Origin of the sequence: Halomonas sp. GXIMD04776, from assembly GCF_049808615.1 — a bacterium.
GTDB lineage: Bacteria > Pseudomonadota > Gammaproteobacteria > Pseudomonadales > Halomonadaceae > Modicisalibacter.
In genome coordinates this window covers 1-13,196 of the sequence record NZ_JBNCAN010000005.1, presented here as the reverse complement: position 1 = coordinate 13,196, position 13,196 = coordinate 1, and the positions used below count along the sequence as shown (strand labels likewise).

At 59.0% G+C, this 13,196-nt stretch carries 11 protein-coding genes; 1 reads left to right on the top strand and 10 read right to left on the bottom strand.

Annotated features, from left to right (window positions below; all coding sequences use genetic code 11):
* Positions 1–33: 33 nt before the first annotated feature.
* Together ACPF7Z_RS04370 and ACPF7Z_RS04365 are read right to left on the bottom strand one after the other, a co-directional pair.
* Complete coding sequence (locus tag ACPF7Z_RS04370) at positions 34–1,302, bottom strand: NupC/NupG family nucleoside CNT transporter (protein ID WP_425191950.1); 1,269 nt, start codon at positions 1,300–1,302, stop codon at positions 34–36.
* 16 nt (positions 1,303–1,318) lie between these two features.
* A complete protein-coding gene (locus ACPF7Z_RS04365; RefSeq protein WP_425191949.1) occupies positions 1,319–2,140 on the bottom strand; it encodes an outer membrane protein OmpK in 822 nt (273 codons plus the stop codon).
* A 210-nt stretch (positions 2,141–2,350) separates the two neighbouring features.
* Between ACPF7Z_RS04365 and ACPF7Z_RS04360 the strand changes: the two genes are divergently transcribed.
* Entirely contained in the window at positions 2,351–3,106 is a 756-nt protein-coding gene (locus tag ACPF7Z_RS04360; protein WP_425191948.1) for a DeoR/GlpR family DNA-binding transcription regulator, read from the top strand.
* A 62-nt stretch (positions 3,107–3,168) separates the two neighbouring features.
* On the opposite strand, the gene ACPF7Z_RS04355 is transcribed toward ACPF7Z_RS04360, so the two are convergent.
* The 8 genes from ACPF7Z_RS04355 to ACPF7Z_RS04320 all read right to left on the bottom strand — a co-directional run bounded on the left by ACPF7Z_RS04355 (position 3,169) and on the right by ACPF7Z_RS04320 (position 12,944).
* Positions 3,169–3,579, bottom strand: coding sequence for a DCC1-like thiol-disulfide oxidoreductase family protein (locus ACPF7Z_RS04355; protein WP_425191947.1), 411 nt, complete (start codon positions 3,577–3,579; stop codon positions 3,169–3,171).
* Between the two features lie 8 nt (positions 3,580–3,587).
* Positions 3,588–5,477 carry a WD40/YVTN/BNR-like repeat-containing protein gene (locus tag ACPF7Z_RS04350; RefSeq protein WP_425191946.1) on the bottom strand — a complete coding sequence of 630 codons (1,890 nt, stop codon included), beginning with the start codon at positions 5,475–5,477 and terminating at the stop codon, positions 3,588–3,590.
* Between the two features lie 8 nt (positions 5,478–5,485).
* The gene (locus ACPF7Z_RS04345) at positions 5,486–6,649 is read right to left on the bottom strand and encodes an Mrp/NBP35 family ATP-binding protein (RefSeq protein WP_425191945.1); all 1,164 of its coding nucleotides are present in this window, start codon (positions 6,647–6,649) and stop codon (positions 5,486–5,488) included.
* Positions 6,650–6,658: 9 nt separating this feature from the next.
* The gene (locus ACPF7Z_RS04340) at positions 6,659–7,501 is read right to left on the bottom strand and encodes a dimethylsulfide dehydrogenase (protein ID WP_425191944.1); all 843 of its coding nucleotides are present in this window, start codon (positions 7,499–7,501) and stop codon (positions 6,659–6,661) included.
* A gap of 10 nt (positions 7,502–7,511) precedes the next feature.
* Positions 7,512–8,255 carry a molecular chaperone TorD family protein gene (locus ACPF7Z_RS04335; protein ID WP_425191943.1) on the bottom strand — a complete coding sequence of 248 codons (744 nt, stop codon included), beginning with the start codon at positions 8,253–8,255 and terminating at the stop codon, positions 7,512–7,514.
* 10 nt (positions 8,256–8,265) lie between these two features.
* A complete protein-coding gene (gene clrB / locus ACPF7Z_RS04330) occupies positions 8,266–9,246 on the bottom strand; it encodes a chlorate reductase subunit beta (protein WP_425191942.1) in 981 nt (326 codons plus the stop codon).
* A 27-nt stretch (positions 9,247–9,273) separates the two neighbouring features.
* Positions 9,274–12,036 (bottom strand): molybdopterin-dependent oxidoreductase, encoded by a 2,763-nt coding sequence (locus ACPF7Z_RS04325; RefSeq protein WP_425191941.1) that lies wholly within the window; start codon positions 12,034–12,036, stop codon positions 9,274–9,276.
* 473 nt (positions 12,037–12,509) lie between these two features.
* Complete coding sequence (locus ACPF7Z_RS04320; RefSeq protein WP_425191940.1) at positions 12,510–12,944, bottom strand: DUF7282 domain-containing protein; 435 nt, start codon at positions 12,942–12,944, stop codon at positions 12,510–12,512.
* Between the last annotated feature and the right edge of the window lie 252 nt (positions 12,945–13,196).

The following is a 13,196-nucleotide window of genomic DNA, read 5'->3' as shown; positions in this document are numbered from 1 at the left end:
CTGTTCTCTCATGGATTAGCGTCATGCCGGTCATCACCCCGCCGCCAGGGCGATGAAGAAACCGGCGATCGTGGCGGACATCAGGTTGGAAAGCGTCCCCGCCAACACCGCCTTGAGGCCGAATCGGGCGATATCGTGACGGCGACTCGGGGCGATGCTCCCCAGACCGCCCAGCAGAATGGCAATGGACGACAGATTGGCGAAGCCGCACAGGGCAAACGACAGTATCGCCACGGTATGGGGCGAGATCATCTCGCCCGTGGCAGCCACCACCGTCTCGCCGTCGATGTAGGGCGCCAGGTTGACGTAGGCAACGAACTCGTTGAGTACCAGCTTCTGCCCGATGAAGGAACCGGCGAACACCGCCTCCTCCCAGCCCACTCCCAGCAGAAACGCCAAGGGAGCAAACAGCCAGCCCAGGATCAATTCGAGACTCAGCGACTCCATGCCGAACCAGCCGCCGATCCCGCCCAGAATGCCGTTGATCAGCGCGATCAGGCCGATGAAGGCCAACAGCATGGCGCCAACGTTGGCCGCCAGTTGCAGACCCGAAGAAGCTCCGGCGGCGGCGGCATCGAGCACGTTGCTTGGCTGGTCCTGAGCTTCGAGCACCTCGCTGGCCTCGTCGACGTTGTCTACCACCTCCTGGGTCTCGGGCATGATCAGCTTGGCGAACAGCAATCCCCCGGGGGCAGCCATGAAGGAGGCCGCCACCAGATATTCCATGGGAATCCCCAGGGCGGCATAGCCCGCCAGCACCGAGCCCGCCACCGAGGCAAGCCCGCCACACATCACCGCGAACAGTTGCGATGGCGTCATGCCGGCGATGAAAGGGCGCACTACCAAGGGCGCCTCGGTCTGTCCGACGAAGATGTTGGCGGTGGCCGAAAGCGATTCGGCGCGAGAAGTGCCAAGCGCCTTTTGCAGCGCGCCGCCAAGAATGCGGACGACCCATTGCATGATGCCCAGGTAGTAGAGCACGGCGGTCAGCGACGCGAAAAAGATGATCACCGGCAGCACCTTGATCGCGAAGACGAAGCCGACCGATTCCACGTTGGCCAGTCCGCCGAACAGGAAATCGATGCCATCGTTGGCGTAGAGCACTACCTGGCTGACCGCATCGGAGACCGCCTTGAGAACCGCCTGACCGAAGGGTACATAGAGCACGAAGGCGCCAATGCCCGCCTGAATGGCAAAGGCGACGCCCACGGTACGCAGGCGTATTGCCCGCCTATTGGTCGAGAACAGCAGCGCGATGAGAATCAGGGTCGCCATCCCGATGAGGCTCATGATCAGCGTCATGGTGAGATCCTTGTTTCTAGAGGAAATTGTATTTGAGGGTATAGATCATGGCGTTCTGATAATGGTCGGCGGTACCCAACTTGTTGTTGGAATAGCGATATTGCACGCCGGTGGTAATCGCCTCGACCGGATGCCACCACAGGGCCACGGCGCCGTTGGTGCCGACACTGCCGGCCGGCCCGTTGACGTAGTTGCGAGACAGGTAGTCGTCGTCTCGGTCGAAGGTCTGCTCGTGCCAGTTGGTCAGACTCAGGTTTTCACCGAAGGCCTCGAAATCGTAGCCCAGCACCCAGCCGAGCATGTAGCCATTCTCGCCACTGTAGCCACCGGACTGGCTCTCCACCCAGGCCTTGCCCAGAAACGGCTTGAACCACAGTCCATTGTCGAAGGTATGGCGGTACCCCAAGCCGACGACGCGATCCTGCTCCTCACTGTCGTAACCGTAGTCGCGAAAGTCGTAGACGTGAAAGTAAAGCGAGAAAGGCGTCTCGCCCAGATAGATATGCGAGGTGACCTTGGCGGCACTGCGTCGATTGTCGCGGCCGTCTTCCTCTTTTGTATCGTTTTGAGGATTTTCGAAATCGTAGAAACCATAGAACTCCCCCCAGTCGAAACCGACACTGCCCTCGAGTTCAAGGTAGAAGAAGTCGCCCTTGGCGGCATTGTCGGCAGTGCGTTCCTCGGTGCCATCCGACCAATCGAGGTAGTTGATCGACACGTTGGCGAAGGACCAGCGCGGCGTGAAAGTGTCCTCGGCCTGCACCGAGGAAGTGATGGGGAGTAAGACACTAGCGGCAGCCAGCGAGATGATAGGGGGACGGAAAACAAACTTGGGCATGACGGACTCCACTCTTGTCGTTGTAATCAGCGAAAGCGCCGTGAGCACGAACAGGTGTCATGGCACTCAGAGTGAAATTTATAACATTCAGTGTTATTTTTCTAACAAAAATCACGCTCCGAACTCGATTCAAGACGCCAGAGAGTTCGGTTAGCATCAATGAATACCGGCCGGGATGAGGCCGGTACCTGTCCTATGGAGAACTGTCGAATGAACGAACGCAGCGCTCGGCGCTTGGCGCGATTGGCCGAGGCTCTGGCACGGGGTGGCGCTCTACGCCTGCCCGAGGCCGCCAGGCTCTGTGGCGTTTCGGAAATGACCATTCGCCGCGATCTAACCACCAAGAGCAGCGGTCTTGCCTTGATCGGCGGCCACCTGGTGCGCGCCGACGATCCGCGCTATACCCCACTCTATGACCTGGCAACCCAGCAGGATCGCCAGGCCGACGCCAAACAGCGGCTATGTGACGCGGCGGCTCATCACATCGAGGATGGCGATACGTTGTTCATCGACTGCGGCACGACACTGATGCCTCTGGCATCAGGCCTTTCCCAGGATCGCTCCCTGACCGTGGTCACCTATGCCCTCAACGTGGCCAACGCGATCTCCCAGCTGTCCGGTGTGCGTCTGGTATTGCTTGGAGGGGTCTATCACGCCTCTTCTCGAACCTTCGCCAGCGACGACGTTGCCGCTAGCCTTTCCCGCCTTGGCATCAACAAGGCCTTCATCTCAGCCGCCGGCATGCATGCCGACAAGGGAGTGAGCTGTTTTCACTTCCATGAAGTGGCACCCAAGCAAGCCGCCATCGCATGTGCCACGCAGCGCCTGCTGGTGGCCGACGATACCAAGGCGGGGGTAATCCGCCCCGCCTACTTTGCCAGCCTCGAAGATTTCGACGTGGTGATCACAGGCCCCAACGCAGTGCTCGAGACACCGGCCGGCCAACCACATATCGTCACGACCTGAACCCTCTGCTCCCGCCCCGCCCACGTCGAGCCACAACAGATTCTTGAGTTGGTGCAAGCATGTCAGGAATCCCCGCCACCCTGCTTGCGACCAAGATTATCGATAGGCCTGCGCCCCAACCCCCTGATGACGAGATTGCGGATTGCTCGCAGCGGCGGATACAGCAGACGTGCCCGAGTGGGCGAACGAAAGATCCAGTGATTGAAGCGATTGAAGATGCCCGAGCGGCTACTCATCAGTGCCACCCGATGCATCGCATCGTCGCCGTGATACAGCTTTCCGTTCAGCTTGAGCACCATGCCCTGGTCGATATCCAGCCCGGCGCGGCTAATCTCGTCCATGATTGCCGGCGATTCCCGGGCATCGACCAGCTGCAGTCGACGGACAGTGCCCCGCAATCGCACCAGACGCGCATAGTTGGCGCAGAAAGGACACTGGCCGTCGTAGACCAGCACCGCGTCATCATTATTCATGGCTTTCGCTAACGCTTTCTTTTCAGAATCGTGCCCTTATCGCCGGCGGCATAGACATCGCCCTGGGCCGACACTCGCACCGCGCGCAGGCCGGTGGTGGTGCCGGAGTTCTCCGGATGCCACTCTCCCGCCTCATGGCGAAGGATATTACCGCCGGTGCCGACCACGTAGGGGCCGACACTTGATGAGCCATCTATCGCCAGCAGATCATCCCGGGCCCGGGCCGGGGTCAGCACCCAGCGCGTGCCGTCGAAGTGGCCCAGGGTACCGGACAGCCCGATGATGAAGATGTTGCTCAGACTGTCGCCCCAGACATCGTAGAGGAAGTTCTCGGTACCGGCATGAAACTCCGCCCAGTTGTCCCCATTCCAGCGCAGGATCAGACCGAAATCGCCCACCGCCAGGATATGCTCATCGTCCATGCCCCAGATATTGTAGAGCGCGGACTTGGTACCGCTGGTCATGCGTTGCCAGCCCAGGCCGTCCCAGTGCAGGATCAGCCCCTCATCTCCCACCGCATAGATCGAGTCCGGACCGGTGCCCCACATGGCCAGGATAGTGATATCCAGGTGCAGGTCGTAGTGCTTGTCCCACTGCTCGCCGTCGAAGCGAAATATCTGTCCCATCTGCCCACCGGCATACAGGCCACCCTGCCCCGCATCCCATACGCAGTGCACCGAGAGTTCGCTGGGGGCGGGCAATGTTTCCCAGCGATCACTGTCATCGTGGCTGGCGTGGCGCAACACGACACCGCCTTCGCCACAGGCATAAAGCGTGCCATCCGGGCTGGCCCAGAGGCCCCAGAGCTGATGGTTGGTACCGGAGTCCATGGCTTGCCAATCAACGGCCTGCTCTGCGTTCGGGTCCACCACCGGCGCCAGGGCTTGGGTAAAGTCCGCCGCCGCAGTCATGATGGTGCCGAAGTCCCCCACCGCCAGGGCTTCCCCGGTGGGCAGCGGCACGATATCCATCAGGTCGTGCCGGTTGTTGCTTTGCAACTGGTCGAGACGGCTGCCCTTGAGATAGTAAAGATGCCCTTGGTCGCCGACGATCAGTACGCCGTCCTTGTAGGTCTTGAGGGAACGCAGTCGCGGCATGGGCTTGTCGACCTGAACGTTCTCGAAGCGCCCTTTTCGATAACGTACCAGCTCGCCGCGAAAACCGTTCTGATCGATGAAGTAGCGCCCGCCGGCCATCAGCAATTCATCATCGCCGAGGGCCAGCACGGTCATGAAGCCGGAACCGAAGGGGCAGTCCAGCTGTTGCCACTGGCCATCGCCGGAACTGGTGAGCACCGTGCCTTCGCCGCCCACCGCATAGAGCTGCCCATTGGGTGTGCGGGTAATGCCGCGCAGGTTGATCGTGGAGGGGCTTGCCTCGCGCTGCCAGGTTTCGCCGTCGAAGGCCAGGATCATACCGTCGTCCCCTGCCGCCCAGGCGCGGCCCGACTCGTCGCCGGTGATGGCGAACAGCGGCGTGTTCTCCTCACAGGGCGCGAAGCGTTCGGTGTGCTCGTCGATGATGCCGCCGCGCTGCAGATGCCATTGGCTGCCATCGAAATGCAGAATGGTGCCCATCCAACCCACCGCATAAAGCCGCGAGCGATCAAGGCCCCAGAGGGCGTGCAGCGGAAGACGTATCGGTGTTTCCATGTGATGCCACAGGCTGCCGTCTTCAGCGGGAGTGCCATCAAAGTGCAGAATCATGCCTTCGTCACCCACCACGAACACTTCACTCTGGGATGCCCAGCCGGACCACAGCACATCGCCATCACCGGCACCGACTTCCGGCACGCGGTGCCAGGGCGCCTGATGCGGCGCTTCGGGATCGCCACCACCAAGCAGATTACGAAACAGGCGACGACGCTCAGGGTCGGGTGCGGTACCGGTGGTGCGCATGAAATTCCTTATTTGTCGCTGTCATCATAACTGGATGAATCGACGGATGAGTCGATATCCGAGAGCCGATTCTGTTCGGCGCTCAACATGGCTGCAAGTTCCTGGCGCACAGCATCGCGTTCCTCCGGCGGCAAGCCGGCCAAGGCCTCTTCCAGATCCGTGGACTCGAGATTCTTCTCGAAGGCATCCCCCAGGGAATGCACCGCAGCCTGGGAAAACTCTGCCTGGGCTCTTGCCACGCAGGCCTCCACCACCGGCGTGAATGCCTGAGCGGCGGGGCTCTGCGGGTGCGCGACCACCACCGGGGTGCCAAGATCGGAGCCCGAGGCAAGTTCCAGCGCCAGGGGAATCTGTGTAAGAGATTCGATACCCGCTTTTGCAAGGCTTTCTGCCAAATGCTCTCGGGGAAAGAGATGAAACTCACCGCTGCAGTGCGGGCAGGTAATGCCGGACATGTTTTCCACCACGCCTAGCATCGGCAGGCCTCGCTCATGACAGAAACGCACAGCCTTCAAGCTGTCCATCAGCGCCACGTCTTGCGGAGTGGTGGCAAGCAGCGCCGAGACGTTTGCGCCTTCGAGCATGTCCGCCAGGGTGATCAGCTCGTTGCCGGTACCCGGGGGCATGTCGACGATCAGGAAATCCAGCTCGCCCCAGTCGAAGGAGCCCACCAGATGATGCATGAAGTCATGCTTGTAGGCGTCTCGCCACACGATGGGGGTGTCGTCGCTTTCCATCAGAAAGGCCAGAGAGCCTACCTTGACCGGATGCGCCAGGGAATCGTCCTTGAACTCCTTGGTCGCCAAGCCCTGATCGCTCAGGCGAACATGCTCGCCGGCAAAGCCGAAAAAACGACTCTGATTGGGGCCGTGAATATCCGCATCCGCCACCCCGACCCGATAGCCGCGCTGGGCCAGGCCCGCCGCCAGATTGGCGGATACGGTGCTCTTGCCCACACCGCCTTTGTTGGCCATTACCAGCACGATCTGATCGATGCGCTCGAGGCGGCTTTCGATCAGCAGTTTCTCGTGGTGGGGCTTGTCCAGACTGCAATGGGGCTCGTGAGGACAAAACTGACAGGAGTGACCCAGCCCGCAATCCGCCGGGCTGAGCTTGAGTTCCTCGTTACTGTCCGCTGAGTCACTGCCTACGTTGAGGTAGGAAACCGACATGATAAAAACCTATTGATTGGACGTTTGAGTGGAGGCCTGAGCCTTGTCGTCGTCAAATGACTTGCCGTCCTCCAGGCTATTGTCCAGCAGAATCCACCCTTGGGTGACGTGCTTGTTACCGTCGCGTCCGCCATCCGCGCCCTGCCATACGGCGAAGCTGATGGGAATCTCATCCTTGGTCAGATCGATCTGATGTTCCCCGTCGCTACCGATTTTTCGAGCCATCACCAGATGCCATTCCTGATCCACGGGTGCACGGCCATCGATGTAGGCGGCATGTCCGTTGATCTGCTGATCCGGCAACATGGTAGTACTGCCATAGCCACCGGCGGCCAGGTCTTCCACATTAAAGTCATAGTCCGAACGCCAGTACCAGATATTGACCGGGCTATCCGGCCCGGAGCCCATCATGTAGGACGTGTCCGTACTGCCATTGAGGGCGAACTGGATGGCGGCGGCATCGCGAAAGCCGTCAATGGTGGTGCCGACGTTTTGCGTGGTGTCCTTCCAGCGCAAGCGCACCAGGAAATAATCCGAGGTGCGGGCAATCTGGAAATACAGGTTCGTACCGCTATCCGCGTTGAAGCGAAGCCTTGTCGAGGGGTGCACCGGCGGCGCCACGCTCAAATAAGTGCGATAGGAAGGAATCCGGTCCCAGATAATGTCGTCTGGATCATCAATATCTCGCAGATAGATGTCATCAGGTACTCGACCTATCCTGATAGTGTCCCAGGGTTTTACGTCCTGAATATTAGGGTTTTCAAACTCCGAGAATTCCGCCATGGCGGTGCCAGGCAGCGCCAGGGACGCGCAGAGCGCGACTACGTACTTGATCGAGCAACGCATTGCCATGACTTTCTCCTCAATTCCACAAGTTCTGGTCGAGGGCGCGGCCCTTGATGGCAGCCCCCTTCACCTTTTCATCGTAAGGGCCAACCCGCGCTTCGAGCTCGACAAGCTGGTTTCTGGCCCACTCCGGCAGATCCTCGATCAGGCGTACCAAGGTCGCATCCAGGGTCAGCCGTTTTTCGCTGGCGACCTGGCGTTGAATGGTTGCAAGCAGCGGCACCAGATGACGCTTGAGAAAATCCCGTTGCGCAAGACGGTAGGAGGTTGGCTCCTTGCCTGCTGCGAGCGCCTGGGCTTCCAGATGGGTCAAGACCGCCATGAACTCGAGCATGGCGCTCAGGTGATCCGGCTCCTCGGTCAGCCCCTCGTCCCCTACGGCAGCCTTTAGGCCGAAATGCTTGTAGAAGGCCTGCACGTTCAGTAGAAAAGTGGGGCGCATCTGGCCATCGAGCAGTTCCTCATACTCGCCTGCCACCAGCGCAACCTGCGGTCTGCCCTGTCGGCCATGACGGAAGGCGCTGATATAGCCGGCTTCCAGTTCGGCGAAACTACTGCTTGCCGGCTGGCAGGGCCAGGGACGACCGGTGACCGCCTGCCAGGCGCTGTCCAGCGCCTGGTTGAAACTGCCATCCGCGAAGGCCTGCTGGGTTTCCGGCAGCGGGTGGCCGAAGGCCACCGCCGCCAGACGATAAATCGTGCTCTTGGCTTTCGCGCGAGCGGGAGAGTCCACTGAAGGTGGCCGTTGAGCTGTCGTCATGGTGTTGCCCTCAGCTCAGCTTGAACATTTCGGCATGCTTGAAGCCGATCAATGTATCCATCAGCTCGCTCTCCCGACCTTCGTTCTTGGCCTTGCGCTCGCGCTTGATGGTCTCCAGCACCTCGCCGACCCGCTCGCCAAACAGGCTTTCCAGGTAAGCAAGGGGTATACGCGGCTCATCCAGTTCCTCGCCATTGGGGCCGAACTTGGACGACGACAGCGGCGGCACGTAGAACACGTTGGGCTGAGTACCCCACTCCGGGTGCAGCGGCAAGGCGACCTTGTACTTTTCCACCAGGGTATGGATGGGGCCGTCCTCGTCATCCAGATAGCCGATCCAGCGAATCCGGCCGACGCACTGGCGAGCACAGGCGGTGGCCAGACCCTTTTCGATACGCGGGTAGCAGAAGATGCACTTCTCGGACTTGGACAGCTCCTCGTTGAAGTAGACCTTCTTGTAGGGGCAGGCGTTGACGCAGTAGCGATAACCCCGGCAGCGCTCCTGGTCCACCAGCACGATGCCGTCTTCCTGACGCTTGTAGATGGCATTGCGCGAACAGGCCGCAAGGCAGGCCGGATTGGCGCAGTGGTTGCACAGGCGCGGTAGATAGAAGTAGTAACTGTTAGGGTAGTCCCCTTCCCCCTGATCCTCATCCCAGTTGGGACCCCAGGTGGGCTTGACGTTGGGCCTGAGCCAGGGGTCGGTACCGGTCATCAGGGCTTCTTCGTAGTTGTATTCCCAGGGAATACCGTAGTCTTCCAACGAGGGCTGCTTGCTGAGCTTGAGGCCCCCGTCCTTGTCAAAACCACCCCCCATCTTCTGATAGCCCTTGGGATAACCCTCCCCAGGCATGGTTTCGACGTTATTCCAGTACATGTATTCGCGACCACTGCGGTTGGTCCACATCAGCTTGCAGGCGGTTGTGCAGGTCTGGCAACCGATGCATTTGTTCAGGTCCAGCACCATGCTGATTTGACGTTTTACGGCCATGACGTTCTCCTCTTGTGCCGGTCAGGATCAGCTGAAGCTGATGTCTTCGGGTTTGGCCAGTTCGATGTCGTAGCTACCTTCATGAGACAACTGGTTGGCGTTCCACATCGCATACTTGAAGCCCAGGTGTCCCCAGCCGCCGGCCATTTCCAGCGGTTGCAGGAAGGTTGCCATGGAGACGTTCATGGCCTTTCTCTGAATGTACTGATGCGGCTCCCAGCCATGCTCCATCATGATGGTGTCGTCGGGAATGCTCGGATAGAACTTGGCCTGGGCAAAGAACTCGCCGTTGGCGTTGAACAACCGTATGGTATCGCCGTCCTTGATGCCTCGCTTCTCCGCAAGCGCCGGATTGATGTAGATGTTTGGTTCGCCCCGCTGCAGGCGCAGCATGAACTTGTTGGAACGCCAGTTGGAGTGGATACCCCAGCGGGTGTGAGGCGAGTAGAATGCCAACGGGTACTTTGAAGCCGCAGGCCCGGCGGTGCCGCGCCCGGTGGGTACCGCGGCGCCCATCTTCATGAACCACGGGTGATCGCAATAGAAGGTGATACGCCCGGTCAGGGTATCGTAGGGCTTCTTGGCATCCGTCTGGGCGGTGAAGGGGTTGTAGGGCTCATCTTTCACCAAAGGCTGATTGGTGCCAGCCTTTTCGTTCAACACGATAAAGCCTTTCTCCGCCGCCTCCTCTATCGTTATATCACCGAACTCCGGTGAGTTTTCCACCATCCACTTGGTCACGTCGTAATCGGTCATCAGCTTGCCATTCATGGTGAAGTCGTCATGAATGGTATGCAGATCCCGGGTCACATCGCCGTCTTCGATCGGCCCGATGCCGCGAGCGATGGCCCGCTCCTGTATCTTCTTGGTCAGCAGCGCCATGATTTCCCAATCCGGCTTGGATTCGAAGATAGGCTTAACCGGGCTGGTGAAGACGTTGCAGAAGCGGTGGAAACCCTGGGTACGCAGATCCCAGGCCTCATAGTGGCTGGCCGCGGGCAGTACGTAGTCCGCCCACTCCGCGGTGGAGTCCAGGCGCACGTTGACGTTGACATAGAGTTCGCTGGCCTGCTCCAGATGCACCCGGCGATACTCGTCGATGTACTTGTTGCGTCGGAAGGTGTTGTCCGCCACGGAGATCATGCCCTTGATCTCGCCGTAATAGGGCATCCAGCCCTTGTCGATGGACTCCTGCATCATCTCTTCCATATCGTCGAGATCGAAGCCCACCGCCTCCTTGAGCTTTGCGCCGATGAAGTGGTTGCGCGCCCCCTTGATCATGTTGCCGCGCTTGAACTCACCGATGCCGCCGGCTTCGTAACGAGGCAGCTTCTTGCCGCCGAAGTTGGCAAGCTCCGTCCAGCGCGGATGGTTCCACACCACCCAGGAGGTATCCAGGCCGCCGGTCTTGCCGCCGTGACCGGTCAATGCCAGCGCCAGCGCATAGCCCCAGCCGGTGAACAGGCAGTTGGAATAGAACGAGGTGATGTAGCCCAGCATGACGATGGCCTTGCGCGCCTGGGCCAGGCGACGCGCCTCGCGACGCACCATGTCCGCGTTCAGCCCCGTGTGGGACTCGGTCTCTTCCGGGGGAAACTTGGCGGCTTCCTTCTTGACGAATTCGAAGACCGGGGTGACCTTGATACCGTCAAACTCGAATTCGCCCTCAATGGCAGGGTCGACGTTGTCGAGTTTCAGTGTCTTGTCCGTGGACCCCGTGGAGCCCTTGACCTTGACTGCCTTGTTGCTGTTGAGATCCCAGTGGTAGAAGACTTCTTCGGAACCGCCTTCTTCCATGTCGGATTCCCGCAGCATCTTCTGATTGTCGCTGCGCACCAGGATCGGCAGGTCCGTCTGCTCCTTCATGAAGTCAGGCTTGTAGAGCTTTTCCTCGATGATCACGTTGACCATGGAGATGGCCAGGTAGGGATCGGTACCTTTCTTGATGGGCATCCACAGGTTGGTGTGGATGGCGCTGGGGTTCATGTCCGGCGCAGTGGAGACGATACGCGCACCGTTATGCTGTGCTTCCCAGATATAATGGGCATCCGGAATACGGGTGGCGTTGGGATTGATCATGCCCAGCAGAATGTAGTCCGCATCGAACCAGGCATCCGAGGTGAAGCTTTCCAGCGGGTTGCCGTAGGCCAGATGCGCGCCGGTGTTCAGGTCGCCGACCACGGTGAAGCCGTCGAGCTGGATGCCGCCGACCAGGCAGGAAAAGCGATTGCCTGCGGATTGACGCACCATGGACTGGTTGCCGGAGCCCTGGTGGGTCTTGAGCTTGCCCGGGCCGTATTTCTCGAAGATGTCGATGATCTTGTCGGCGATCTCTTCCGTGGCCTGATCCCAGGAGATACGCTGCCACTTGCCCTCGCCGCGCTCACCGGCACGCTTGAGCGGATAATGCACACGATCCGCCTCGTACATGGCGGTGGAGTGAATGGCGCCCTTCTGACATCCTCGCGGATTGGCATCCGGCACCTTGTCATTGACCGAGGGGTACTTGGCGATCTGCTCCTCGCGGATGACGATACCGTCCTTTACATAGACATCCCAGCCGCAGTTGCCCATGCAGTTGATACAGTGAGCCGCATGGCCGATCTTGTCCCAGGACCACTCATTGCGGTACAGATCCTCCCAGCCACGATAAGGATACTCATCGTTCAGGGTGTCACCGATGGGCTCGAGGCGATTGAGCGCCCAGACATTGCCGCTGAGCATGATGCCGGTGCCGGTGAGCCCCATGCCTTTCAGGAAGTCCCGGCGCTTGAGTTTCCACATCCCCATGGTGTTCTCCTCATCGTTGGCGAGCCTACCTGAGACTCACCGGTCGTCGTTTTTCATGGCCATTTATTTTTCATTCAGCGAATTCGCTGGATAAAACGCCAAAGAACTGCCGTTTTAAAAATCGAATGCTCGTATTTCACGCTAAGCAGACCGATATGTAAGCGCCATGCCAACATATAGATTAAAAAAATCTAATACATAAAATACTAAAAAATTAGCACTGACCTATTTCTTTTCCTTGTAGGTAAGAAATTGCTACTGGCTATGCCATATAGTTTAGCAGGCCTTCGCTAAAACAAGTGGCAGTAGAGCCCTTGAAACGAGGTTTCCTGAGGAGTAATTGACTTATGTCAATATATCGACGCTACTTTGTCGAACTGCCCCTAGCGACCGAACTTTGCCGAATGCTTCAGCGTGGGGAATCATTCCAGTGACCACCAGGGGATGGTTAGCCACTGGATGACCCGCGAGGATCAGTGATCGCCGGTCCAGCTAACCTGGAAAGACTGCATGAAGGGTTTACCGTCCACCATGACGGGTTTATCCACCTCGGTGTTATCCGGCCCGAATTCGTACTTGCCGATCTCGCCGGTATCCTCGTGCAGCATAACGAAGATTTTTTCGCCGGAGTCGATGTCCCTATCCAACACTATCCCGACGCGCTCCTGGGCACCTTTGTGTATTTGGGTGTGGCCGATGGATTCCGGCGCTATCGGATTGCCCTCATCATCCGCCTCGTGCGCCACCACGAAGCCATCGACATTCGATACGAGCTTGGCAATGGTGATGTCACCACCAGGTTCCTGAAGGTCGATCTTCATACTTGGACTATTTTCATCGGCCACCGCCGTTCCAGCGGTGGGCAATACCAAGCTTGTCAGTAACGCCACCTTGCTTACTTTCAACATGTGACCTCCCTTATGAATATTGCCATTTCCTTATCCTAGTGCAGCTCTCGTTTTCTATCCATCGCCAGATCAGACAGGACGCAGCCACGTTAATCAGGCATGGGAAGATTCTCCAGCATCGATCCTGCCCTAGCCCGGATATTGCATCGGGCATGAAAAAAGCGGCTGAAAATCGGTTATAATTCAAGCTCCTACACCAGAATCAACCGCATCAGCCGCCATGACAAAATGTACCATGCCCACCGCCTCCTT